The sequence below is a fragment of the Lachnospiraceae bacterium genome (genome assembly GCA_022794035.1).
Taxonomy (GTDB): Bacteria; Bacillota; Clostridia; order Lachnospirales; family Bianqueaceae; genus CALWPV01.
In genome coordinates, this window is record JAAWDX010000002.1 from 1 (window position 1) to 22,879 (window position 22,879).

Below are 22,879 nucleotides of genomic sequence, written 5' to 3' on the forward strand. Positions count from 1 at the left end.
ACATATCCGTATTCTTTGACGGTATCCGGCAGGACGACTAAACCCGATTCCTCACGAGTTTCCCGGATCATCGCATCCACAGGGTTTTCGCCGTCCTCGATTCCGCCACCCGGAAATTTGTAATAATCGTACTTAATACTATGAATCATTACTATTCTTTTACCTTTGATCATGATACTTCTGGCAGAGTTGCGGACAAACGAATGGGTGCATTTATCGTAATCCTTTTTGTCCATTTCGAACAGCAGTCTCATGGCGACCTCCATAATCATAAATTTCGATTTATTGGACTGATTATAGCACAGGATCACTTTTGTGTCTAACAGCTTTGTAGAAAACGCTGGAGTTATCACACGGCAATACTTACAGTGTATACTGTTGCACGGCAATTGTTTTGTATAGCAGTAGTCTTAATTTTTGTTTTTATTTGGTTTTATTCTTGGTCGATACTGGAATATCGATGATATTTCTCTCTAATGAATGAATTAAAATATAGAGCAGTTTAAATAAGGAAAAGCGGTAGAGATACAACGACAGAGATTAAAATCTTGTCAAGGTGAAGTTTGGGCAGCATACTACTGTAGCTGCGCAAACTTCACCTTGACAAGAATAGTCCTATATAGTATCATTTGGCATGGGAGGGATAGAATGATTGAAACAAGGGGCGGTTTTTTAATTTCACAGATTAAACAGATTCAGGGGCGCATTTTTGCAAGGCTGCTGACAGAGGCTGGAATTGATGAATTTAATGGTGCGCAGGGGCGTATTCTTTATGTGCTATGGCAGGAGGACGATTTACCCATTGTGGAACTATCCAAGAGAACAGGGCTGGCAAAGACAACCTTGACCAGTATGCTGGACCGGATGGAAAGCTTGGGTCATATTACAAGACGCTATGATTCTGAGGATCGGCGACAAATTCGTATTCATCTTACGGATCATGCGCGCAGCTTGGAAAGTAAGTATAAGCAGGTCTCCGATGAAATGAGTCTCCTGTTTTATAAAGGGTTTACGGAGGAGGAGATTTTGAGATTGGATGCGGAGCTAGAAAAGATACTAAAAAATCTTGAAGAGCAGGAACACATTTGATCTCGACCAACACATCCTCTCTGTATGTACAGGCATTACTGAAAACTAAAGTGCTCCGAGAAAGAAAGGAATTATTAGGAAATGGAAAGAGATATCCGGTTTAGAAAAATTGATGCGGAAGAGTTTGATCGCTTAAAAAGACTGTTTCCGGGTGATGAAGAGCTGTGGAAAAAATATAGAGCCGAGTGTGTAAACCGGCTAATGAATCATGAAATGGATATTTTTGTGATAGAAGCAGAAGGAGAGATGGTCGGGGAGCTGACGGTTAATTATGTCAGCGATGAGCTGCAAAGCGAGACGATCCCCGGACGCAGGGTCTATTTGGCAGCATACAGAGTAGAGAAAGCGCGGCAGGGAAAAGGGCTTGGGCAGAGGCTGCTTGCCTATGTGCTGAAAGAGATGGAAGCAAGAGGATATACAGAATTTACGATTGGTGTAGAAGAGGATAATGCGCTTGCAAAGCATATTTATTTTAAATACGGCTTTGTGGATCCGATTGATCATGGGGAAGGGGACGAATTTGATCCCAGTGCCTATACGCTATATCTAAGGAGCAAATAAATGGCTTTGTAGTTTCACCAAGGATGAAAGAATTTGAAAAATGGCGGAAGGATTTCAGTCGTGTGCATAGCTCCAAGCACTGGTAGCTGAAATCCTTCCGCCATTTTTAATACCGAGATTCTTGCTGGCTGGGAAAATTCCTCTATCATAAAAAGTTCCACCATGTATGGTGGAAAAAATTCAGCTATATCGCCCATTTCCGCCAGCGGCGGCTGAAAAGGCGTACGATGGCTTCAAGAGACTGCAAAGGCGATAAAGGCGTACGATAGCTCCAAAAGACTGCAAAAGCTTCAAAGGCGATAAAAAGGCTTCAAAGGCGACAAGTGGCGGTCGCGTCAAGAGAAGCCAACAGCAAAAGAGGAGGAAGTCCAAAGACCTCCTCCTCTGTGCTTTTAGATATAGAATAATAATTTCGTATAGGTGGGATAGGGCCAGTATTCCTCGGCGGTGAGGCGCTCCATTGCATCGGCGGAGGCGCGCAGGGCAGCCATGGCCGGCAAAACGGCGTCCTTGAAGTAGAGGGCCTTTTCGTGAATATCGGTGATGCAGTGCGTTTTCTGCAGGCGATCCTCCAGATGGCAAAGCTTTTCATAGGCTTCGGAGGAAAGGCGGGAGAGCGTCTGGGCCAAGGCTTCCTCGCTGGTTCTGATCTCGGCAAGGCCGGCCTGCTTTTTATGCAGCACGGCAGAGCACAGGAAATCCACATATTTGGATACGGCCGGCAGGATCTCCTTGTAGGCCATATCGATCATGGTCAGCGCCTCCATGTTGAGCGTTTTGCAGTAGCTTTCCAGAGAAATCTCGAAGCGGGACTGCAGCTCGGTAGGCGTAAAGATATGATGCTTGGTAAAGACCTGTACATTTTTCTCGGCCAGATAAGCGGGAAGCGCATCTACTGTGGTCACCAGATTGGAAAGGCCGCGGCGGGCAGCTTCCTCAACCCATTCCTGGGAGTAGTTATTGCCATTAAAGATGATCCGCTTGTGATCGTGGATCGTGCGCTGGATCAGCGCCTGTAGGGCGCTGTCAAAGCTTTCGGCCTGCTCCAGCTCTTCGGCGAACTGAGAAAGCGCTTCGGCGACAATCGTGTTTAGGATCACATTCGGACCGGAAATGGAGGAGCCGGAGCCGGGCATCCGGAACTCAAATTTATTGCCGGTAAAGGCAAACGGCGAAGTGCGGTTGCGGTCGGTGGTGTCCTGTGCAAAGCGCGGCAGGATATGCACGCCGACCTTGAGCTCCTTGCGGTCCTGCTGTTCATATTGACTGCCGTTTTCGATCGTATCCAAAATGGAGGTCAGCTCAGAGCCTAAAAACATCGATACAATGGCCGGGGGCGCTTCGTTGCCGCCAAGCCGGTGATCGTTATTTACGCTGGCAATGGACGCACGCAGCAAATCCTGATATTCATCCACAGCCTTGATGACCGCGGTGAGGAATAAAAGGAACTGTGCGTTATCGCGCGGCGAATCGCCGGGCTCTAACAGATTGATGCCCGTATCGGTGGACAGGGACCAGTTATTATGCTTGCCGCTGCCGTTCACGCCCTCAAAGGGCTTCTCGTGGAGCAGGCAGGCCAGCTCATGGCGGCGCGCCACCTTTTTCATGATCTCCATCGTCAGCTGATTATGGTCGGTAGCAGTATTGGTATCGTTAAAGATCGGGGCCAGCTCATGCTGGGCCGGCGCCGCTTCATTATGCTCCGTCTTGGCCAGAATCCCCAGCTTCCAGAGCTCCTCGTCTAGATCTGCCATAAATTCAGCCACGCGCGGCTTGATGGTGCCAAAATAATGATCTTCTAATTCCTGACCCTTAGGCGGCTGTGCGCCAAACAGGGTGCGTCCGCAGATGACGAGATCCTGACGCTGATAATATTTCTTGCGGCTGATCAGGAAATACTCCTGCTCAGGGCCCACGGTGACGATGACACGCTTCACATCGTGATGTCCGAACAGGCGCAGGATCCGCAGCGCCTGCTTGTTAATCGCTTCCACTGAGCGAAGCAGGGGCGTTTTCTTATCCAGAGCTTCGCCGCCATACGAATAAAATACAGTAGGGATGCAAAGTGTATGATCTTTAATAAAGGCATAGGAGGAAGGATCCCAGGCGGTATAGCCGCGCGCCTCAAAGGTGGAGCGCAGACCGCCGTTCGGAAAGCTGGAGGCATCCGGCTCTCCCTTTACGAGTTCCTTTCCGGAAAATTCCATGATAACATGGCCGCCCTCCACCGGACTGATAAAGCTGTCATGCTTTTCCGCGGTGATGCCGGTTAAAGGCTGAAACCAGTGGGTGTAATGCGTGGCGCCCTTTTCGATGGCCCAATCCTTCATGGCATTAGCTACCACGTTGCCAACGGCCGGATCGAGCTTTCGCCCTTCGGCGATCGTGCGCTGCAGTGCGCGGTAGGTTTCCTTAGGCAGGCGCTCCTTCATCACATGGTCATTGAAGACCATGCTGCCAAACAGCGCCGGCACATGATTTAATCGTGTTGTGGTTTCCATAAGTTTCCTTTCCGTTTAGAGGGTTATCAGTTCGTGAATATCGCGCTCTGTATGTTCCAAAATTTCCCATGAATATGTCAGATCGCTGCGCAAAAGCCCCTGATCATCATATTCCACCTCGCCCACCTGATTGTCATAGGGGTCCAGACGAGGCTGGAATTTCAGCGGATCCATACGTTGCTGGAACATGGAATTGGCCACCATGCGGAAGGGATCCAGACTTCCAAAGTAATGATTCCATCGGTCCAGATTGCCATTGCGGTAGGCGCTGCCGCCAAAGGAAGGATCAGCAAACAGCCAGCCGTAGGGGGCTATATAAAACTGCGCCCAGTCATGCGCGCCAGCTGAATCAGGCGTAATATACAGGCCGGACTGCCAGCGGGCTGGGATGCCGGCGCAGCGGCAAAGCGTAATAAACAAAAGTGCCTGCACGCCGCAGTCTCCCTTTAGATTCAGAGCCGCATACTCCGGAATCTCCGGGATCGTAAAGTACTCTCTCATAAAAGAATACTTAACCAGTGTCGTACAGAAGTCATAAAAAAGCCGGGCAATCTTCAGCGGATTTTCCTCTTCGCCCTTTAATTCATCACACAGCGCACGGATGGTGGGCGTAAAGCAAATATGAGGAAGCTCCTCCTCCGTATCAAAAGCCGTGCGGTTTGACGTAACCTGATTGGGATCCAGCACATGATTCAGCGCCAGGCAGTCATAGGCATACTCTACATAGAAGGGATGATTCTCCTGCATCGTCTCCTCAAAATAAACGCTGCGCTGCGCATGCGAAGGAGCCGACATCATAACCGCCTCCGGACTGGTCGCAAGGATCTCAATATTTTTCATATTCACCGCCGCTGCTGGGATCGGCATATGCACGCGCACATGCTGGCCGGGCCGGAAAGCAGAATCCTTGATCTGCAGCTTAGCGCGGATCCGGATATGCCGGCACACACCGCCGAGCTCCTTCATCTGCTGCATATTGCGGTTGAGCAGCTGGGTCCCGGGCAAGGCTTCAAAATCGCCCTCTTTTCCCGCACGGCGGGCAATCAGCGGATTTACCTTGAGTAAAGTCTCGTAAAAGCGAGCGGCGATGTGAGGGGTGCCGTGGATATAAATCCAGTCAATGGCGCCGGCGTCCATCAGCTCGTTAAATTCTGCTTCGTTAAAATCGGGAATATCCTGCTGCACGAGGGAAACAGCCTCTGCGATGGTATAGGTGTAGTCCAGGGGAAGCCTGGTAAGGATGGCCTTTTCCGCGCGCAGACGGGGTAAAAGGAATTTGGGGGTACGGATGTCGGACAGGCGCGCGTCGATCAGGCGCTGCGCCCGCTCAAAATCGCCGCAGCCTTTGGCGTTGGCAATGTCTTCCGGCAGATGGATCTGTAGGGATTGAATGTCGTCTTGCAGCATGGGTTTGACCTCTTTTCTTAAATTCAATTGAGTTTACGGGCTAACATATCGGGATTGGTACTATGCATGAGCGCATCTGCTTTGGAGATGGCTCCTGACTTGCAGAGCTTGGCTAGGCTGGCGTCCATAGAGAACATAGCATCTGTGGAGGAGCCAGAAATGAGGCCGTCGATCTGGTGAATTTTGCTTTCGCGGATCATATTGCGAATGGCGGTATTGGCGGTCATGAGCTCAAAGGCGGGAAGCATGGCGTTTTCCTGCGCAGACGGAATGAGCTGCTGTGAAACAACGGCCTGCAGAACGGATGCAAGCTGGATGGAAATCTGCCGCTGCTGGGCAGGTGGGAATACGTCGATAATGCGGTCGATGGTATTGGCAGCACCAAGCGTATGCAGCGTTGACAGGACTAAGTGACCGGTTTCAGCAGCTGTCATGGCAATGGAAATGGTCTCAAAATCACGCATCTCTCCTAAAAGGATTACATCCGGACTTTGGCGCAGCGCCGCGCGCAGAGCGACAACATAGCTTTTGGTATCAGAGTTGATTTCGCGCTGGCTGATAATGCTCTTTTGATGCCGGTGCAAAAATTCCAGCGGATCCTCAAGGGTGATGATGTGCTTTTCCTGATTACGGTTGATGGCGTCGATGATACAGGCCAGCGTGGTCGATTTTCCGCTGCCGGCGGGTCCTGTGACCAGTACAAGGCCCTTGTTTATTTTTCCCAAATCAATAATTTGCTGCGGAATGCCCAAAGAGGCAGGATCCGGCAGGGTAAATGTGATAATGCGGATGACGGCGGCCAGCGAACCGCGCTGCATATAGGTGCTGACACGGAACCGGGAAAGGCCGGTGATGGCAAATGAAAAGTCATCGTCTCCTGTCTGCAGAAGGCGGCGGGTTTCTCTCTTGGCCAGCTCGTAGATTTCCTCAATTAGCTGCTGTGTTTGGTCAGGCATGATGCGCTGATCGTCAACCTGAATGATCTTGCCGCCAAGCTTGTAGGAAAGGGGGCGGCCAGCGACGATAAACAGATCGGAAGCACCTAGAGAGGTCATTTGTGTTAGAAATTCTAAGATGGTCATGATGGTTCCTCCTGAGATGAATCTGTCACGGGAAGCGGAAGCGGCTGATCAGAATCCCATTCATATTGGGAGATGGTATTCCATGAGTCTATTTGATAGCCGGAGGCTTGTGTGACAGGGTCATAGGTAATGGTGAGAGATACAAAAAGGATATGCCTGTCGCCTAAGGGCACCGTATAGGATACGGTTTGATCGCTGCTGAAGGTAACGCCGCAGCTGGTCTCGGCATCGGAGCGCACATGCTGATAGAAGGCGTCTGCTGTGTCCTCGTTTTCATAGCGCTGCATGATCTTTAAAAGGGAAAGCAGCACTTCGTTGGCTTCATTTTCTGCCGCATAGTAGGCCGTGGTCCGATCTGCACTTTTTTGACTGAGGCGCAGATTTGCCTGAGCGCTGACGAGAGAAAGAACAGAAAAGGTAAGAAGGCACAGCATCACGAAGATTAAGACGATGGAAGCGGTACCGGTGCTGATGATTGATTTTTGCGGTGAATGCTGCATAATGGCTACCTCCTGATGTTGGCAGAGGAAGGGAGCGGGTACTGCAGCTGCAGCTCATATAAAACGGTGTCCCCTTTATCTGTCATCCAAATGTGAGAGCGGCCTTCTTCTGCAGTCTGTGACGTCTGAATATAGAGTATATAGGAGGCCTCTTTCTTTTCGCAGAGGGCATGCTCTGCATTATAATAGATAGAAAAGCCGTCTTCTGTTTCCTCAGCGTTGGGAAAATAATCATCCAGCTGCTGCAGGCTGCCATCCGTGTATCGAATCACTGAGGCGGCACTGGAGACGGCAGAGGAGGCAAAGCTAAGGTCCTGCGCTGACTGGCTCAGCAGATGGGCCTTGACAAAGCCCTGAATGCAGACGGCGCTGCCGATAGAAAAAAATAAAATGACGATGATGAGCTCCATCAGAAACAGGCTCGAGCGGGAGCTTCGCAGGTGGTTCACGATAGGGCCTCCTTTCTTTTAAAATATAAGCAAAAGTGTATTACTCGCTGCGCAGGTGAAGCAAAAGTGAAACGGTATCACCGCTTTGATCGGCGGCGCTAAACTGATAGAAACCGTTTTCAGCTTCTTCAATAGAAAAGTCTTTGACCTCGATAATGGCTTCACCCATATCGAGCTGGGGCTCTGCGCCCTCTTGTATGGTTAGCTCATAAAGAGCGGATTCATCTGCATAAATATATGTGAGATAGGTGGTGTCGTCAATGGAATCTGAAAGCACTAGAACTGTTTTTCCGTCCAGGGAAGCCGTACTTACGCAGCCGCTGCGGTCATGCTGGCGTATTTTTTCGGTTACATAGGATAGAGCCGTTCGTGTGGAATAGGTGTTTTGCATATCCTCTACTGTGCCTTGGTAGACGTGGATTCCGATCATGATCACAATAAAGGCACAGGCCGCAAACACACAAAATAGCCCCAGACTGAAAAGGAGGTCAGTCGTATGAGAAGGGCGGTGGTTAGCATTCATGGTAAATCCTCCGTTTCAAAATATCAGGAGACTGGCAGTACTGAGATATGCGGCATTAGATTGGAGCCTATGACCTCGTAGATGACTAAATATTTATGCTTATCATACTGCAGGCCGTAATGCTCTTCCAGATAGGAAAGCTGATCCGGATAAAAGCCCTCCAGCGCATAGCAATGAACGGCGCTTTGATAAATGGTATTTTGAAGCCCGTCAAGCTCTTGCTTTTCTGTGATGTGAGCGATCGAGCTTAATCCGCTCCAGAATAAAATCAGGACACAGAAAAAAGCGATGATGGAAAAGAGCCTTTGAGGCTTGAGTGAATGGCGCTTTGTAAAACGATTCATGGAATCCTCCGCTTAGAAGTACTGATCAGCCGATGTTGGACATGATTCCCATCAGGGGAAGCATGACGGAGAGCAAAATCAGACCAACGGCGACAGAAAGGATGGCGACGAGAGTGGGCTCCAGCTTGGAAATGGCGCTGGCCATACGGTCTTCGATCTCCTCGTCATATTGGACCGAGATCTGCTGCAGGACCTCATCCATAGCGCCGGTCTTGGCGCCGATACTGATCATTCTGGCATAGATGCCGGAAAATAGTTTGGTCTGCAGGATGGCTTCTGCGAAGCTGAGCCCCTGAGCGGTAAGCTCGCGCAGCGTATTGATTTTCTGACGGGTTGCGGGATGCTCTACCAGCTGGGAAACCATCTCAAGGCTTTGGTCTGTGTCAAGACCGCTGCTCAGCGAAAGATACATTCCGCTGGCAAATCGTGCGCAGGCGATTTTGGCTGCCAAATTACGAGTGACAAAAAAGGTATTGGCAAGACCACCGGTATGCTTTCGGCCTTTGGCCGTACCGAAAAAATAGAAAAATAAAGCGGCCGCAATGATAATAAGGACGATGAAAAGAATGCCGTATTGGCTCAGAGAATCACCAAGCGTTAGAATGGCGCCGGAGACGCCTGTCAGGCTGGCGCCCAGCTGCTGAAATACCTGATTGAAAACGGGCAATACTTTGATAATGAGTACCAGCAAAACGACGATCATCATGCCAAGCATGACCAGAGGGTATGTGACAGCGCTTTTGATGCTTTTGGAAAGAGAGTCTTCGCGCTGATAGTAGGCGGCGAGCGACTGCGTGACGTCGTCGAGACGGCCGGATTGCTCGCCTAGCTGGATCATACTGCACATATAGGGAGGGAAGCAGCCGGATTCGCTTAGGGCTTCCGATAAGGAGCCGGTCGCTTCGAGGTGAGAGAGCAGGGTCTCCAGAAGAGTTTTGCCTTCGCCCTCAGGTGTGTCTTCTATCATGATGGATAATCCCTCTGGAGCAGAAATGCCAGAACGAAGGATGAGTGCCAGCTGATTGCAAAAGGTAGCCAGCTCTGCGTTAGTTAAGGGTTTCATAAGCATCCTTTCTCAGTGTATATACTGTAAAATATAATGAGAGCCATCGCCGATATACTCTAGAATGGCTGAACTATTGTCATTGCTTGCGGCAAAGGTGGGATCCATGCGGGTCCATGAGTCTCCGGTGAATTCGATAAGCTTGTCGATCCATCCGATATCTTCGATATAAACGCTGATCCAGGCATGGTAAACCTCGCCGGAATATCCGAATTCGAGTCGGGTGGGGATATTTTGCGAGCGCAGCATAGCGGCGGTCAGCGAGGCATAATCAAAACAGATCCCTGCATTGGTCTGCAGGGTTTCATCAATGTCCGGCAGATAGCCGGATGGAACTGACTGGGCTTTTTGATTGTCATATACGATGTGCTCTATAATATAATGGTAAATAGCGCCGACAGCTTCTAAATCAGAAGATACGGAGGAAACGATGTCGGCGGCGGCTGAGACGGCCTTGGAATCAGCTGAAAAATTAACATACATATTCGGATAAAGAAACGGAAGAAATTCACTGGATAATGTGATTTCGACAGTTTCTTTATAAAGAGTAGCATATTTGGTGTCTACGATATTTTCATAGGCAGCAATTTCATAGGTTCCGCTGCCGGCAGTGATGGGAATGGTCATATAGGCCTCGGAGGGCGGAAAGAAATATTTATACGTAATGCCATCGGGGCCTGTAACCTGCAGATTGGCTTTCGCAGAGGTTCCGGTATATCGGGTCATGATATAGCCCTGATCTGTGTGAGATATATCCAGAATCAGGGGCTCCTGCCCCAGAGTGATTTGGCCGTCTGCTTTTGGCGTATAAACTGTAGGGTTATTGGACCGCAGGCTTTGGATGCTTGAACTTGAATTAGCAGGCGGATCGGCTGCGTTTTGGGAGCAGCCGCCAAGAATCAGCAGCAGGCAGCTAAGAAAAAAGAGGGTAAATACGGTAGTCAATCGGTGTATGTGATGCATCAGGGTACTCCTCGGAATTACTCCCTGTGATCAAGGAGTTATAGGCGAGTTTGCAGATGGGTGAAGCTCTTTTGTAGCGCTTTTTGTGCGGTGTTGATATAGCGCTTTACAGAGCTTAGGCTTACGTCCATAAAGTCTGCAATTTCTTCTAATTTCAGTTCTTGCTCATACCGCAGAAGAAAGGCCTGACGGATTTTCACGGGAAGCTTGCTTAATGCCGTGTTTAGCTGCAAAGCAGTGTCTTTATCAAAAACGGACTGAAAACAGTCAGGCGCTTCCAGTGTGCCTGAAAAGGAAGCCTGTGTATCATCAGAAAGATCCGTCGCCGTTTCATGGCGTCCGGCAATCTGCTTGGCAAAGTCGCAGCAAACATGATAGGCGATTTGCTTCATCCATGGAATGAGCAGTTTATCCATCTTTAGGGAATGAATATTCTTATAAACGGATATGTAAATTTCTTGCAGAGCATCCGGAACAAAGTCCGGATTTTTTAGAAAATAATATACATAACGGTAGAGCCTTTCGTAGGTGGCGTCATATAGCTCTGCAAATGCATTGCTGTCTCCTTTGCGGATGCGTGACGCCAGATACGCATAATATTGATAATCAAATTTTTCGCTTGCCATAAATATTCTGTACGCGGTTAGCCTATTGACCTCATGCATCCTTTCTTAAGAGTTTGTTTACTACTAATATTTTAAGATAACATGAACGGAATAGGGCGTCAAGAAATGCAAGGAACTCTTCTTTGGGTTGAAGTAACTATTCTTTCCTGCGTGCCGGCTCTAAGCGTGCAGTTAATGTATTGCCGGCGTGATCCGGAATGCTGATGTAAATCGGCTCGGTTGGATATTTAAAAACAACATACCCGGCCGCCGCATCATAGCGCACAGGAGAAACAGCTGTATCTGAAAGGCTGCTACGGCCGCTGATGGCATCCCAGTCAATTCCCTCTCCGTCTCCGTCAGAAAGATAAATAAAGATTTCGTCATTGTTTTGGGAATGCCTTTGAATATGCGGTGCTTGATCATCGATGGTGTCGATCACAATCTCTGTTTGAGAGCACACATGAGAGACAGTCTCAATTTCTAAAAGTAAAACGCCGTTGGCAGAAACATCCACATAATATCCTGCATCTGTCTGGGTGACTGGAAGCGCCGCATGATTAAGCGAAGCGCTGACAGATTTAACCCAGAATGAATTTTCAACTTCAAAGGAAACGCGTTCACTGCCAGCAGATGATTGTGAAACGGCAATGTTTTGAGCTTCCAGAGGCGAAGTCAAAAAAAGAAGAGAAAAAGTAAATGTGATGATGACGAAAAGAAGCATCGCAATGCGAGGCGAGAAATATCGCACGGCAGTGATCACAAACCCTGGCCGCCATTTAGAGCGTTTTTGAGGTTGGATCTGCAGCTGCTGTGAGATTTGACGAAATAATGCATCCGACTCAGCATGAGAAGAGGGATGCAGATCTGTATTTTTTTGTAAATGCATTGTAATCACCTGTCAGATTAAAATGTATAAAAGTTCAGCTCATTCTTCGCTGAACTTGGCAAGAAATCTCTACGAGATTCTTGCGAAGGAACTTGATTAGCCAAAACTGCCTTGCCGCTCTTAGGTATCAGTATGATATCAGAGTTTGGCGTTTTACACCAAACTCACAAGGCGGCTCGGGGACTAAAATATCCAAAACTGCCTTGCCGCCTTTGCGCAGCACAAGTTCGGTTCGTTCCTCACCGAACTTGGCAAGAAATCCCTACGGGATTCTTGCAGTCGTCCTGTGTTTGTCTTATACCAGTACGATATCGGAGTTTGATGCTTTGCATCAAACTTTGATGGCGGCTCAGGGACTTGATTAGCCAAAACTGCCTTGCCGCCTATATTATACCATAAATTACGCATCAGTAAATAGTTTTCATGTATTTAATTGTAGGGATTGATTGAATTTTAATAGACGATATGATATGATAACAAACATAAAATCCTTATAAAATGGGCAGGAGGTTCTGTAAATATGAGCCATCAGGAAAAAGAGCTTCAAAAGATACTGATTGTCGATGATTCAGAAATGAATCGGGCCATTTTGACTGATATGCTGGAAAACGAATATGAAATATTAGAAGCGGAAAATGGAGTAGAAGCGATTAATATATTACAAAAGTATAGCGTGGAAATTTCATTAGTTCTTTTAGATATAGTCATGCCAGAGATGGATGGCTTTGAGGTTCTGCAGGTTATGAATGAAAGCGGCTGGATTGAAGACATTCCAGTCATCATGATCTCAGCCGAGACAGCCTCTAAACATATGCAGAAGGCGTATGAGCTAGGCGTGACCGAGTTTATTGGACGGCCGTTTGATGTGATGGTTGTGCGGCATCGTGTGGTCAATACCATTCTTTTATACACAAAGCAAAAGCGCCTTACCAGCTTGGTTGCAGATCAGGTTTATGAAAAAGAACAGCGCAGCAATCTGCTGATTAACATTTTAAGCCATATTGTAGAATTTCGTAATGAAGAGAGTGGGTTGCATGTACTCCATATTCGGACGCTGACGGAAATTCTGTTAAAGCAGCTGGTACAAAAAACAGATCGATATGCACTTTCTCAGGAGGATATCGGGCTCATTGGCCTGGCATCGGCCCTGCATGATGTCGGTAAGATGGCCATTCCGGATGAGATTTTAAATAAACCGGGCAGGCTGACAAAAGAGGAATTTGAGGTAATCAAGACGCATACCACTGCCGGCGCCAAGATATTGGAAGCTCTGCCGTGGTATGAGAGTGAAAGCCTTGTGAAGATTGCTTATGAAATATGCCGCTGGCACCATGAACGGTATGATGGAACGGGATATCCGGATGGATTAAAAGGAGATGAAATTCCGATTTCTGCGCAAATTGTGGCGCTGGCCGATGTGTATGATGCGCTGACAAGCGAACGGGTATATAAGAAAGCCATTCCGCATGAAGAAGCAGTGCAGATGATTCTAGGCGGGCAGTGCGGCAATTTTAATCCGCTGGTTTTAGAATGCCTGCAGGATGTGCACGAGCTTATCAAAGAAGAGCTTACAGAAGACTCGCCTGTTAAGGCAAACCGAAGAGAGATGCAAAGCATTGCACAGGCCATGATGGGGCATGAGGAGCTCTCAGCTTCCGAACGGACATTAAAGCTGCTGGAGCATGAAAGGATGAAATACGATTTCTTTGCTGCGCTCAGTCAGGAAATTCAGTTTGAATATACAATATCACCCTCGATGATTACTCTTAACGATTGGGGGGCAGAGAAGCTTGGATGCGGCAAGGTACTGGTAGGTCCCTTCGATAACGAAAAGATTTTTTCTGTATTTTCGAGAAAAAATATGAGGATTCTTTCTGAGGAGATCCATAGCACGACAACAGAGCAGCCGGTGGTGCAGTACGACTGTCAGCTGACGATTAACGGCGAGGAAAGGTGGACGCGCATCATTGCAAGAGCGATCTGGTCTACTGACGAGCCGCCGCGCTATATCGGAACAATAGGGAAGGCTATTGATATACATGAGACACATAAGGAAATGGAAACCCTGAAAAGGCTTGCGTTTCACGATTCGCTTACCGGTCTGCTTAACCATGCGCATGCAAAAGAGCGTATTATACAGCGAATGGAGGAGCGGCCCTTCAGCAAATATGCGCTGGTCATGTTTGATGTGGATCATTTTAAGAATGCCAATAATCATTATGGGCATATGTTTGGAGACCGGCTTTTAATCTATATGGCAGAAAAGCTGCGGCAGGCAATACGGGGCGGCGATATTGCCGCGCGTGTAGGCGGCGACGAATTTCTGATCTTCTTAGAGTACAAAGAAGAAATTGATGCCGGGATTAACAGAATATTTAATACGCTCTGCGGACAGTATGAAGAGTTTCCTATTTCGCTGAGTATGGGAATTGCAAAATCAGAGATGGTCGGCAATGACTACGATACATTGCTGCATGCAGCCGATAAGGCGCTTTATGCGGTTAAGCGGGATGGCAGAAAGCAATACCGCTTTTATGATGATTCAATGCAAGGGATGTTCTCTGCGCTTTCACCGATTGAAAGTGATGAAGAAAACCACAGGGAGGAAAAAGAATGAATTTACAGGAATGCTATGCTGCACTTGGCGGCAATTATGAGGATGTACTGGCGCGGCTGCGCAGTGAAAAACTGGTGCAGAAGTTTGTGCTTAAGTTTGTGGATGATAAAAGCTATGCGCTGCTTTGCAGCTCGCTGTCGGAGGGAAATTACGAAGAGGCCTTCCGGGCTGCGCATACCATTAAAGGAATGTGTCAGAATCTGAGTTTTTCTGCTTTGCAGGAGTCAAGCAGCGAGCTTACAGAAAAGCTGCGCAGCGGGCAGAAGCCGGGCGAGGAAGCGGTGCAAAAAGTACAAGAGGATTATCAGCGCACGGTTGCCGCCATTGAAGAGCTGAAGGCATCCGCAGAATAAAATAATGGAGAGACTTAGCCGATGAAAAATAAGCCAATACGGACAGTTACGCTGGGCCTGACGGGAGTTGCCCTTCTTTGTGTAGCGATTTTTACATTTTTGATGCTGTATATGCAAAAACGCAGTTCCAATACGATTGCCGAAGTGGGGACATTTTATATGTCTAATATGGGCGATCGCATTACCGAGCATTTTGAAACCGTGATGCAGCTGCGCCTTGAGCAGGTGGAGACGATGGTGGAGGCAGTTCCACTGCAGGGCGGTACATATGACGAAATCAGACAAAGGCTGGAGGAGCTGGGGCGTGTACGTGATTTCAATTCACTGGCGCTTTGTTCGAGAGGCGGTCATTTCGATATGATATACGGCAAGGAGGGGACACTAGTAGATCCCGAATCCTTTTTCAATTCCTTAAAGAAGGGAGAAAAGAAGGTGGCCGTGGGCGTTGATTCGACGGGAGAGAAGGTTGTGCTGATCGGCGTGCCAGCCGTTTACAGGATGCAGAGCGGTGAACTGAGCATGGCCTTAGTAGCCGCAATTCCGGCCAGCTATGTGAGCGAAACGCTGCAGCTCGACAAACAGGACTCGCTGGTCTTTTCCCATATCATTCGTTCTGACGGCACTTATGTGATCCGCGGAGCAGAGGATGGTCACGAATCGTATCTGGACCGCGTGCGCGAAGAGTTTGAGGAGACGGACGGAAAAACCGCCGAGCAGTATGCCAGTGAGATGCACAGCGCTATGCAAAACAAAGAAGAATATATTGCCATTTATAAAGTCGACGGAGAGCGCCGGCAGATGCACTGTGTTGCGCTTCCGTATTCGGAATGGAATTTGGTGACAATCATGCCCTACGGTCCGCTTGACGAGTCGGTGAACGATCTGAGCAATCAGTGGTTTAATATGATGCTGAGCGGATGCGGCGTCATCCTGCTTGCGCTTACGCTGGTCTTTTCTATTTATATCAGGCTGATTCAAAAGCAGATGAAGGCCCTGGAAAAGGCGAGGGAAACGGCTGAGCAGGCAACCCGCGCCAAGAGTGAATTTCTTTCTAACATGAGCCATGATATCCGTACGCCCATGAACGCTATTGTGGGCATGACCGCCATCGCAACGGCCAACATCCAAAATACGCAGCAGGTACAGGACTGCCTGAAAAAGATTTCATTATCAGGACGGCATTTATTGGGTCTGATCAATGATATTCTGGATATGTCAAAGATTGAAAGCGGCAAGATGACGCTGCATATGGATCAGGTATCGCTGAGAGAGGTTATGGATAGCATTGTCAGCATCATGCAGCCGCAGGTCAAGACGAAGCAGCAGAAATTTGATGTATTTATTCATGATATTTCAGCCGAAAATGTGTATTGCGACGGCGTACGGTTCAATCAGGTGCTGCTCAACCTGCTTTCTAATGCGCATAAGTTTACCCCCACGGGGGGAACGATTCAGATCGCACTTCATGAAGAAGACTCTCAGAAGGGCGAGAAGTATATTCGGATCCATCTGCATGTCAAGGATAACGGAATCGGTATGACGCCGGAGTTTCAGAAGAAAATTTTTGAGTCCTTTGAGCGGGAAAACAATCTTAGCGTGCAAAAGACAGAGGGAAGCGGCCTCGGTATGGCGATTACCAAGTATATCATTGATGCCATGGGCGGTACAATCGAGGTAGAAAGTGCGCCTAACCAGGGAACAGAATTCCATGTCGTATTGGATCTGGAAAAGGCGGAAGTCAAGGAAGAGGATATGATGCTGCCGGAGTGGAATATGCTGGTGGTGGACGATGATGAGCAGCTGGGCGAGAGCACGGTGTCAACACTGAAGTCGATTGGCATTAAGGCAGAATGGGCCTTGGATGGAGAAACAGCCATTGCCATGGTGGATCAGCGTCATAGTCAGCATAGGGATTATGAGATTATTCTGATGGACTGGAAGCTGCCGGGAATGGACGGCATTACAACGGCTAAAGAGATACGGCGCCATATGGGTGGTGATGTTCCGATTCTTTTAATCTCCGCTTACGATTGGAGCGATGTAGAGGAAGCGGCCAAAGATGCCGGAATCAATGGATTCATTTCAAAGCCGCTGTTTAAATCCACGTTATTCTATGGACTAAAACAGTACGTTAATGCAGAGGAGCAAAAGGAAGAACAAGAGACCGTGCAGGCTCAGTCTAAGCTGGAAGGAAAAAGAATCCTGCTGGCAGAGGATAATGATCTTAACTGGGAGATTGACGAAGCACTTTTGGGCGAGGAAGGTCTTTTATTGGAGCGAGCAGAGGATGGACAGATCTGCGTGGATATGTTTAAGCAATCAGAAGTGGGCTATTATGATGCCGTGCTCATGGATATTCGGATGCCCAATATGACGGGATATGAAGCAGCTAAAGCGATCCGGGCGCTGGAGCGCGCCGATCACGATCTGCCGATTATTGCGATGACGGCAGATGCTTTTTCAGATGATATCCAAAAGAGTCTGGACAGCGGCATGAATGCGCATGTAGCCAAGCCGATTGATATCAAACTGGTAATGAAACAGCTTGAAAAATTCGTGAAATAATATGCAGAATTGGATGGAAAGGGCTAGGCGTGAAAAAAGGTGATTCGAATGAATCACCTTTTTTAATGCGGCCGCATATACTAGGCAAAAACAGGAGAATTTCTTATGGCAGATTCTTTTGGTACATTGCGTATACAGACAAGGACAGAGCTCGGGTTTAATCCCGTTCCGGATGCTACCGTTACCATTCGTCCCTCTGGCAGCGAGCAAGTGATTGAGGTGCTGCGCACGGATGAATCAGGCAATACACCGGCGGCTGAGCTGCCCACACCGGACGTAGCCTATTCCTTGGAGCCGCAGGAGGAGGTCAAACCATATTCTACTTATGATATTACAGTAGAATCCGCGGAGATGGAGACGGTGCGCATCATGGGCACACAGATATTGGCTGGACAGGAATCCATTCAGGAGGTCAGAGCAATATCACGGGCAGAGGAGGGGTTTGCCTCCTTTTCAAACGGCTCTTCTATGATCGAGATCGGCCCTAATACGCTTTGGGGAGAATTTCCGGCCAAGATACCGGAGGAGGAAGTGAAGCCTCTGCCGGATTTTGGCGATGATTTTGTGGTGCTGCCCAATGTGGTGGTGCCTGAATTTGTTATTGTGCATGATGGAAGGCCCAATGAAAACGCCGCCAATTATTGGGTTCCCTACGCTACCTATATTAAAAATGTAGCCAGCAGCGAGATTTATGCTACATGGCCCGAATCGACCCTGATTGCCAATGTGTTGGCCATCATGTCATTTACGCTTAACAGAGTGTATACAGAATGGTATCCGTCAAAAGGATATCCGTTTACGATTACAACCTCCACTGCTTATGATCAAAAATTCATTTATGGCCGCAATATCTTTGAAAGCATTTCCAATGCAGTGGACAGCGTATTTACAAACTATATCACGCGTCCCGACATCATCCAGCCGCTATTTACACAGTACTGCGACGGGAAGCGCGTGACCTGTCCCGGCTGGCTCTCGCAGTGGGGGTCCAAATCGCTGGGAGATCAGGGCTACAGCGCGCTCAATATACTGCGGTATTATTATGGCTATGATATCACGCTGGATACGGCGGAGCGCGTGGAGGGCGTACCGGCCTCCTATCCCGGAACACCGCTGCGAAACGGAGACAGCGGGCCCAATGTACGGATCATTCAAAGTCAATTAAAGCGAATCCGGCAAAATTATCCGGCGATCCCCGATCTGGCAGTGGATGGAATCTTTGGGCGGGGCACTGAAGCATCGGTCCGCAAATTTCAGTCTATTTTTAATCTCGCGCCGGATGGGGTTGTCGGCAAGGGCACATGGTACCGCCTGTCGCAGATCTATACGGCTGTAAGCGGGATCGCTGAGCTATGATCGGATACTGACCTCGCCATACAAGAGGGCTTCTTCAGACCCGTCCGCATTTCTCACCAGCAGCTGCCCCTCGGGAGTGATGGCCAGTGCGGTTGCTTCCCGGGTTGCACCGTTTTGTAAAATGCAGATCGGCTTCCCGGGAAGCAGGTTTAGGCGTGCATATTCTGCCATCACAGAGGGATCGTCAAGACAGCGCAAAAGCTCGTTAACAATGGCGCCGGCAAGCTCGCAGCGACCGCCGGGCAGCGGCACATCTAGCTGCTGCTGCAGGCTGCCGGCAAGGCAGGCAATTTCGTCTGGGAAGCCGCCTTGCGGCGGAAAAAGGTTCAGGCCTACGCCGATCACGACAAAATCCATATGCCCGGTTTCAAAATCGGTGACAGCCTCTGTCAGGATGCCGCCGATTTTTTTGTGATGGCAAAACAGATCGTTTACCCACTTGATTTCGAGCTCAAGCTGATAGAGGCGGCGAACAGCGCGGCATACGGCTACGGCCGCTGCTGCCGTAAGAGTGAGGCTGCTTTCGAGTGTTTGCTGGGGGCGCAGCAAAATGCTTAGATAAAGGCCTGTTTTAGGCGGGGAATAGAAGCTGTGGTCACGCCGGCCGCGGCCGGCGGTCTGGGAGTCGGCAATGACAAGAGATCCTTGGGGCAGCGCCTCGGCGAGGGCGAGCTGCTTTAGGGTCTGATTGGTGGAGGGTGTTTCGGACAGGACGGTGACCGACACATCGGGGTGCTCCAGATAGGGGAGGAGCGCCTGAGCGGACAGGATATCGCTTTGGGCGGGCAGGCGATAGCCTCGGTTGGATACAGCTTCGATGGGATACCCCTCCTCGCGGAGGGAGTTTATGGCTTTCCAGATTGCATTGCGTGAGCAGCCGAGCGATGCGGCCAGAGCAGCGCCGGATAAAAAGATCCCCTTGCTTTTTTCGAGCGCGGCTAATAGGTTGAGTTTGATGGACATGATACCCTCGGAAAAGTTGTTTTAAGTCTTGGTAAATGTTGATTTTATATTATAGCAAAGAGCGGCATCCTTTTCAAGGGTTTATGATTCGGCGGCAGTATACATGTCTGACAATCCTACATTTGAGAAATGATGGGACTGCTACGTAAAGTAGCATAAAAAATGAAAATGGAATCCCTGATTGCTTGCAATGTAAAGCAGACTTTTCTATACTGAACTGGTCATATTAAAATGAGGAGGCTATAAGCATGACATTTGCAGAAAAATTGAAATTCATCCGTAAGCGGGCAGGGATGTCTCAGGAGCAGCTGGCAGAAAAGCTTAGCGTATCAAGACAGGCCGTTACAAAATGGGAAACGGATGCGGGGATTCCGGATATTGAAAACATGATGGCAATTTCTGCTTTGTTTGATATTTCTATCGATGAGCTGCTTTCCGGTGAAAAAGAGATTAAAAAGCAGACGGAATATCTTTTTGAAAGCGTCACAGAGTATGATGTTGACGAAATGAAACGCTATGACATGAAGCTTGGAGGAGCCAAGCAATTGATACTGTCAGGCTATGAAGGGGAAAAGGTTCGTATTCGGCTGGCATCCAATACCCTCTCTACGATCCAGAATGATTTTAAAATTAAAATTGATGATACCCCCAAGCGGATGGATGTGGAGGTGAACCGTAGAAACGGTGTCTCTGAAGCGATGGCGAAGGAGGCAATCAGTATTTTTGTCCAGATTCCATCCCAGTATGTCAGGAAAATGGAGTGTGCGGTCAATGCGGAGCGTATAGAAATCCCATCCCTGGAGTGTGATAGTTTAGAGCTTGACGTAAAGACATCTAAAATTGTTCTGGGAGATGTTTCGGGTATGATAGAGATAGATTGCAATCTTGATATGGAAGTCATCTGCCATTCGTTAAATGCCGAGATAGCCATCAATCAGGTATCGGCAACTTCAAAAATTCATATCCCAGAGGATGCTGTGTTTACTGCCGTTACAAAAGGGATCGGAACAAGTATCTCCTATGAAAAGGAGGGGCAGCGTGCAGAGCGCTTTGATACGCCCGGAGCAGAAAACATCATTGAGCTGAATGGCATAAGGAGCGAGCTTATTATCTGTGCTTTTAAGAAAGAGCAGCAGATGGCTAATCAGGAAAGAAAAATGAAGGAATGAGCAATTTAGAAAAAATTCAAAAGGGCATGAGCGTATTACAGGTATTCTCAAAAATTATTTTAATATTTGCTGCCGTGGGCGTAGCTTTAACGTCCATTAGTGCGGTACTCGTAGCGGCAGATGTATTAAACGCAGAAAATCAGTTTTTCCGTTTCTTAGCGGTTGAGGCTGGAGTGAGTAAGGAACAGATCATAGGGATTCTGACCGCTGCGGCTATTTCTCTGCTGTTTGGTGGCATTCTTACAGCATTTGCTTATCGGTATTTCACGGCAGAGCTGAAAGAGGGTACGCCATTTACAAATGCAGGTGCAGACAGGATAAAACAGCTGGGAGTTGTTATGGTTGTCGTATCTGTTATATCCACAGCCATAGCAGAGGGGATCTATGAAAGAATGAGCCAAGTAGAATGGAATAGATTTGATGATACCGGTAGTATAGCATTTGGCATTTTTTTGATAGCACTTTCTGTTGTTATCCGGTATGGGGCGAAAAAGGAGCAAAAAAATAAGGAATAACAGTACGAGATACCTCCTATAAAACGGGAGGTATCTCGTGTGTTTATTTATAGATTCCCATTATTTTGCAGGCTTTGAATCCCCTGGGGGATATATTCACCGGCTGTTACTGACACGGTCTGTACCTGGCCGGTACGGGAGATTTCGATCGTAAGCGTATCACCGACGGAAACTTCCTTAAGCAGAGTCTTGATTTCTTCGATAGAAGAGACGGACTGATTGTTGATAGAAAGAACCCGGTCACCGGGCAAAAGGCCGGCTTGATCAGCGGCGCCGCCCTCGGTGATGCTGTAAATATAGATGCCCTGTTCAGATACCCGGTACATCCATGCCATCTGATCGCTGTTAATGTCAAGAAGAGAAACGCCGAGGCTCACACGGCCTTTTACATAGCCATAGGTTTTGAGATCCTCTAATATGGTCACAATATTATCGACGGGAATGGCAAAGCCCAGTCCCTCTACATCGGTGCCAGAGGATTTAGCAACCACGAGACCGATGAGATTTCCCTGTGCATTGAAAAGACCGCCGCCTGAGTTGCCGGGATTGATGGCAGCATTGGTCTGCAGAAGAGACATGGTCTGACCATCTAATGTGATGCTACGGTCAAGGGCGCTGATGATGCCGTCCGTTACAGTGCCGCCCAGCTGCCCAAGCGGGTTTCCAATGGCAACCACGGTCTGGCCTACAATTAAATCAGAGGAGGTGCCAATGGAGGCGGGGGTGAGGCCGGAGGCTTCGATCTTTAAAAGGGCTACGTCAAGCTGGTCGTCAAGCCCAACCAGCGTTGCAGGATAAACCTCTCCGCTTTGCAGCGTTACATTGATGCGCGTTGCATTTTCGATTACGTGGTGGTTGGTAATAATATATCCGTCATCGGTTACGATCACGCCGGAGCCGGCGCCGGATGAAATATACTGCTGGAGCATGGTGCCCGTCTGAACGGATTCGGTGGTAATCTCAACCACGCTGGGGGAAGCTTTCGCAGTAATTTCAGGGATGGTCAGCGCATCTTCTTCTGTTTTAGCCATTTTCAGAGCTAAACTAGAAGGATTGGAGGGCTGGCTTGGGTTGGAAGGCGCATTTGCGGAGGGGGTCGATGCATCGGAGGAGAAGGCACCGCGCAGAGCCCAAGCGCTGCCAAAGCAAATGCCTCCAAATAAAACAGAGCAGCAAAGGATCAGCGCAATGACACGGCTGCGGCTAAAGGTTTTTGACCGGGGACGATACGGGGCGGGCGTTCCCTCGGGGGAAGACTCGCAGGTATGATAAAAAGAATCAGGTTTATTCATGTCTGTCATAACAATAATGACCTCCTTGATGTTTGATAGGGGTATTGTATCTTATAATTTTGTCCAAAGTATG

The 22,879-nt window shown here is 48.5% G+C and carries 22 protein-coding genes; 8 read left to right on the forward strand and 14 right to left on the reverse strand.

The annotated features are described in order from the left end of the window. A partial coding sequence (locus HFE64_01415; GenBank protein ID MCI8632130.1) for an NUDIX domain-containing protein occupies positions 1–272 on the reverse strand: 272 nt, incomplete at its 3' end. 379 nt (positions 273–651) lie between these two features. Between HFE64_01415 and HFE64_01420 the strand changes: the two genes are divergently transcribed. After that, positions 652–1,089 (forward strand): MarR family transcriptional regulator, encoded by a 438-nt coding sequence (locus tag HFE64_01420; GenBank protein MCI8632131.1) that lies wholly within the window; start codon positions 652–654, stop codon positions 1,087–1,089. Between the two features lie 81 nt (positions 1,090–1,170). Next, complete coding sequence (locus HFE64_01425; protein MCI8632132.1) at positions 1,171–1,650, forward strand: GNAT family N-acetyltransferase; 480 nt, start codon at positions 1,171–1,173, stop codon at positions 1,648–1,650. A gap of 392 nt (positions 1,651–2,042) precedes the next feature. Here the strand turns inward: HFE64_01425 and HFE64_01430 are convergent, their stop codons facing one another. The 11 genes from HFE64_01430 to HFE64_01480 form a co-directional block, all read right to left on the reverse strand. Beyond that, positions 2,043–4,151 (reverse strand): glutamine synthetase type III, encoded by a 2,109-nt coding sequence (locus tag HFE64_01430; protein MCI8632133.1) that lies wholly within the window; start codon positions 4,149–4,151, stop codon positions 2,043–2,045. Positions 4,152–4,166: 15 nt separating this feature from the next. Beyond that, entirely contained in the window at positions 4,167–5,558 is a 1,392-nt protein-coding gene (locus HFE64_01435) for a transglutaminase domain-containing protein (GenBank protein MCI8632134.1), read from the reverse strand. Between the two features lie 23 nt (positions 5,559–5,581). Then, positions 5,582–6,640: a PilT/PilU family type 4a pilus ATPase gene (locus HFE64_01440; GenBank protein MCI8632135.1), complete on the reverse strand. Its 1,059-nt coding sequence runs from the start codon at positions 6,638–6,640 to the stop codon at positions 5,582–5,584. Beyond that, positions 6,637–7,140 carry a hypothetical protein gene (locus HFE64_01445; protein MCI8632136.1) on the reverse strand — a complete coding sequence of 168 codons (504 nt, stop codon included), beginning with the start codon at positions 7,138–7,140 and terminating at the stop codon, positions 6,637–6,639. The genes HFE64_01440 and HFE64_01445 overlap by 4 nt, the downstream gene beginning before the upstream one ends. Before the next feature lie 5 nt (positions 7,141–7,145). Further along, the gene (locus tag HFE64_01450; protein MCI8632137.1) at positions 7,146–7,589 is read right to left on the reverse strand and encodes a hypothetical protein; all 444 of its coding nucleotides are present in this window, start codon (positions 7,587–7,589) and stop codon (positions 7,146–7,148) included. Between the two features lie 40 nt (positions 7,590–7,629). After that, positions 7,630–8,112: a DUF4860 domain-containing protein gene (locus HFE64_01455; protein MCI8632138.1), complete on the reverse strand. Its 483-nt coding sequence runs from the start codon at positions 8,110–8,112 to the stop codon at positions 7,630–7,632. A gap of 23 nt (positions 8,113–8,135) precedes the next feature. Beyond that, on the reverse strand, positions 8,136–8,456 hold the full coding sequence (locus HFE64_01460) for a hypothetical protein (protein MCI8632139.1): 321 nt from the start codon (positions 8,454–8,456) through the stop codon (positions 8,136–8,138). Positions 8,457–8,481: 25 nt separating this feature from the next. After that, on the reverse strand, positions 8,482–9,519 hold the full coding sequence (locus tag HFE64_01465; protein MCI8632140.1) for a type II secretion system F family protein: 1,038 nt from the start codon (positions 9,517–9,519) through the stop codon (positions 8,482–8,484). Positions 9,520–9,531: 12 nt separating this feature from the next. Then, positions 9,532–10,482 (reverse strand): transglutaminase domain-containing protein, encoded by a 951-nt coding sequence (locus HFE64_01470; protein MCI8632141.1) that lies wholly within the window; start codon positions 10,480–10,482, stop codon positions 9,532–9,534. A 38-nt stretch (positions 10,483–10,520) separates the two neighbouring features. Then, positions 10,521–11,108, reverse strand: a complete 588-nt coding sequence (locus HFE64_01475) for an RNA polymerase sigma factor (GenBank protein ID MCI8632142.1) — start codon at positions 11,106–11,108, stop codon at positions 10,521–10,523. 136 nt (positions 11,109–11,244) lie between these two features. Further along, entirely contained in the window at positions 11,245–11,976 is a 732-nt protein-coding gene (locus tag HFE64_01480) for a hypothetical protein (GenBank protein ID MCI8632143.1), read from the reverse strand. Positions 11,977–12,496: 520 nt separating this feature from the next. Here HFE64_01480 and HFE64_01485 point away from each other — a divergent pair. From HFE64_01485 to HFE64_01500, 4 genes are all read left to right on the forward strand, one after another. Continuing rightward, positions 12,497–14,593, forward strand: a complete 2,097-nt coding sequence (locus HFE64_01485; GenBank protein MCI8632144.1) for a diguanylate cyclase — start codon at positions 12,497–12,499, stop codon at positions 14,591–14,593. Next, positions 14,590–14,946: an Hpt domain-containing protein gene (locus HFE64_01490; GenBank protein ID MCI8632145.1), complete on the forward strand. Its 357-nt coding sequence runs from the start codon at positions 14,590–14,592 to the stop codon at positions 14,944–14,946. Before HFE64_01485 ends, HFE64_01490 begins: the two co-directional genes overlap by 4 nt. A gap of 21 nt (positions 14,947–14,967) precedes the next feature. Continuing rightward, entirely contained in the window at positions 14,968–17,511 is a 2,544-nt protein-coding gene (locus tag HFE64_01495; protein ID MCI8632146.1) for a response regulator, read from the forward strand. A gap of 105 nt (positions 17,512–17,616) precedes the next feature. Then, on the forward strand, positions 17,617–18,867 hold the full coding sequence (locus HFE64_01500; protein MCI8632147.1) for a peptidoglycan-binding protein: 1,251 nt from the start codon (positions 17,617–17,619) through the stop codon (positions 18,865–18,867). On the opposite strand, the gene HFE64_01505 is transcribed toward HFE64_01500, so the two are convergent. Further along, positions 18,862–19,830 (reverse strand): biotin--[acetyl-CoA-carboxylase] ligase, encoded by a 969-nt coding sequence (locus HFE64_01505; GenBank protein ID MCI8632148.1) that lies wholly within the window; start codon positions 19,828–19,830, stop codon positions 18,862–18,864. The two genes, HFE64_01500 and HFE64_01505, sit on opposite strands and share 6 nt — an antisense overlap. Positions 19,831–20,078: 248 nt before the next feature. On the opposite strand from HFE64_01505, the gene HFE64_01510 reads away from it, so the two are divergent. Together HFE64_01510 and HFE64_01515 are read left to right on the forward strand one after the other, a co-directional pair. Further along, entirely contained in the window at positions 20,079–20,999 is a 921-nt protein-coding gene (locus tag HFE64_01510; GenBank protein ID MCI8632149.1) for a helix-turn-helix transcriptional regulator, read from the forward strand. Then, positions 20,996–21,514 (forward strand): hypothetical protein, encoded by a 519-nt coding sequence (locus tag HFE64_01515; protein ID MCI8632150.1) that lies wholly within the window; start codon positions 20,996–20,998, stop codon positions 21,512–21,514. The genes HFE64_01510 and HFE64_01515 overlap by 4 nt, the downstream gene beginning before the upstream one ends. Before the next feature lie 47 nt (positions 21,515–21,561). On the opposite strand, the gene HFE64_01520 is transcribed toward HFE64_01515, so the two are convergent. After that, positions 21,562–22,815: a PDZ domain-containing protein gene (locus HFE64_01520; protein ID MCI8632151.1), complete on the reverse strand. Its 1,254-nt coding sequence runs from the start codon at positions 22,813–22,815 to the stop codon at positions 21,562–21,564. Positions 22,816–22,879 lie beyond the last annotated feature (64 nt).

Excerpts from the sequence above, each read along its gene's own strand:
- HFE64_01425 (MCI8632132.1), top strand. The coding sequence starts at position 1,171 with ATGGAAAGAGATATCCGGTTTAGAAAAATTGATGCGGAAGAGTTTGAT.
- HFE64_01430 (MCI8632133.1), bottom strand. The coding sequence starts at position 4,151 with ATGGAAACCACAACACGATTAAATCATGTGCCGGCGCTGTTTGGCAGC.
- HFE64_01435 (MCI8632134.1), bottom strand. The coding sequence starts at position 5,558 with ATGCTGCAAGACGACATTCAATCCCTACAGATCCATCTGCCGGAAGAC.
- HFE64_01440 (MCI8632135.1), bottom strand. The coding sequence starts at position 6,640 with ATGACCATCTTAGAATTTCTAACACAAATGACCTCTCTAGGTGCTTCC.
- HFE64_01445 (MCI8632136.1), bottom strand. The coding sequence starts at position 7,140 with ATGCAGCATTCACCGCAAAAATCAATCATCAGCACCGGTACCGCTTCC.
- HFE64_01455 (MCI8632138.1), bottom strand. The coding sequence starts at position 8,112 with ATGAATGCTAACCACCGCCCTTCTCATACGACTGACCTCCTTTTCAGT.
- HFE64_01460 (MCI8632139.1), bottom strand. The coding sequence starts at position 8,456 with ATGAATCGTTTTACAAAGCGCCATTCACTCAAGCCTCAAAGGCTCTTT.
- HFE64_01465 (MCI8632140.1), bottom strand. The coding sequence starts at position 9,519 with ATGAAACCCTTAACTAACGCAGAGCTGGCTACCTTTTGCAATCAGCTG.
- HFE64_01470 (MCI8632141.1), bottom strand. The coding sequence starts at position 10,482 with ATGCATCACATACACCGATTGACTACCGTATTTACCCTCTTTTTTCTT.
- HFE64_01475 (MCI8632142.1), bottom strand. The coding sequence starts at position 11,108 with ATGGCAAGCGAAAAATTTGATTATCAATATTATGCGTATCTGGCGTCA.
- HFE64_01480 (MCI8632143.1), bottom strand. The coding sequence starts at position 11,976 with ATGCATTTACAAAAAAATACAGATCTGCATCCCTCTTCTCATGCTGAG.
- HFE64_01485 (MCI8632144.1), top strand. The coding sequence starts at position 12,497 with ATGAGCCATCAGGAAAAAGAGCTTCAAAAGATACTGATTGTCGATGAT.
- HFE64_01490 (MCI8632145.1), top strand. The coding sequence starts at position 14,590 with ATGAATTTACAGGAATGCTATGCTGCACTTGGCGGCAATTATGAGGAT.
- HFE64_01495 (MCI8632146.1), top strand. The coding sequence starts at position 14,968 with ATGAAAAATAAGCCAATACGGACAGTTACGCTGGGCCTGACGGGAGTT.
- HFE64_01500 (MCI8632147.1), top strand. The coding sequence starts at position 17,617 with ATGGCAGATTCTTTTGGTACATTGCGTATACAGACAAGGACAGAGCTC.
- HFE64_01505 (MCI8632148.1), bottom strand. The coding sequence starts at position 19,830 with ATGTCCATCAAACTCAACCTATTAGCCGCGCTCGAAAAAAGCAAGGGG.
- HFE64_01510 (MCI8632149.1), top strand. The coding sequence starts at position 20,079 with ATGACATTTGCAGAAAAATTGAAATTCATCCGTAAGCGGGCAGGGATG.
- HFE64_01515 (MCI8632150.1), top strand. The coding sequence starts at position 20,996 with ATGAGCAATTTAGAAAAAATTCAAAAGGGCATGAGCGTATTACAGGTA.
- HFE64_01520 (MCI8632151.1), bottom strand. The coding sequence starts at position 22,815 with ATGACAGACATGAATAAACCTGATTCTTTTTATCATACCTGCGAGTCT.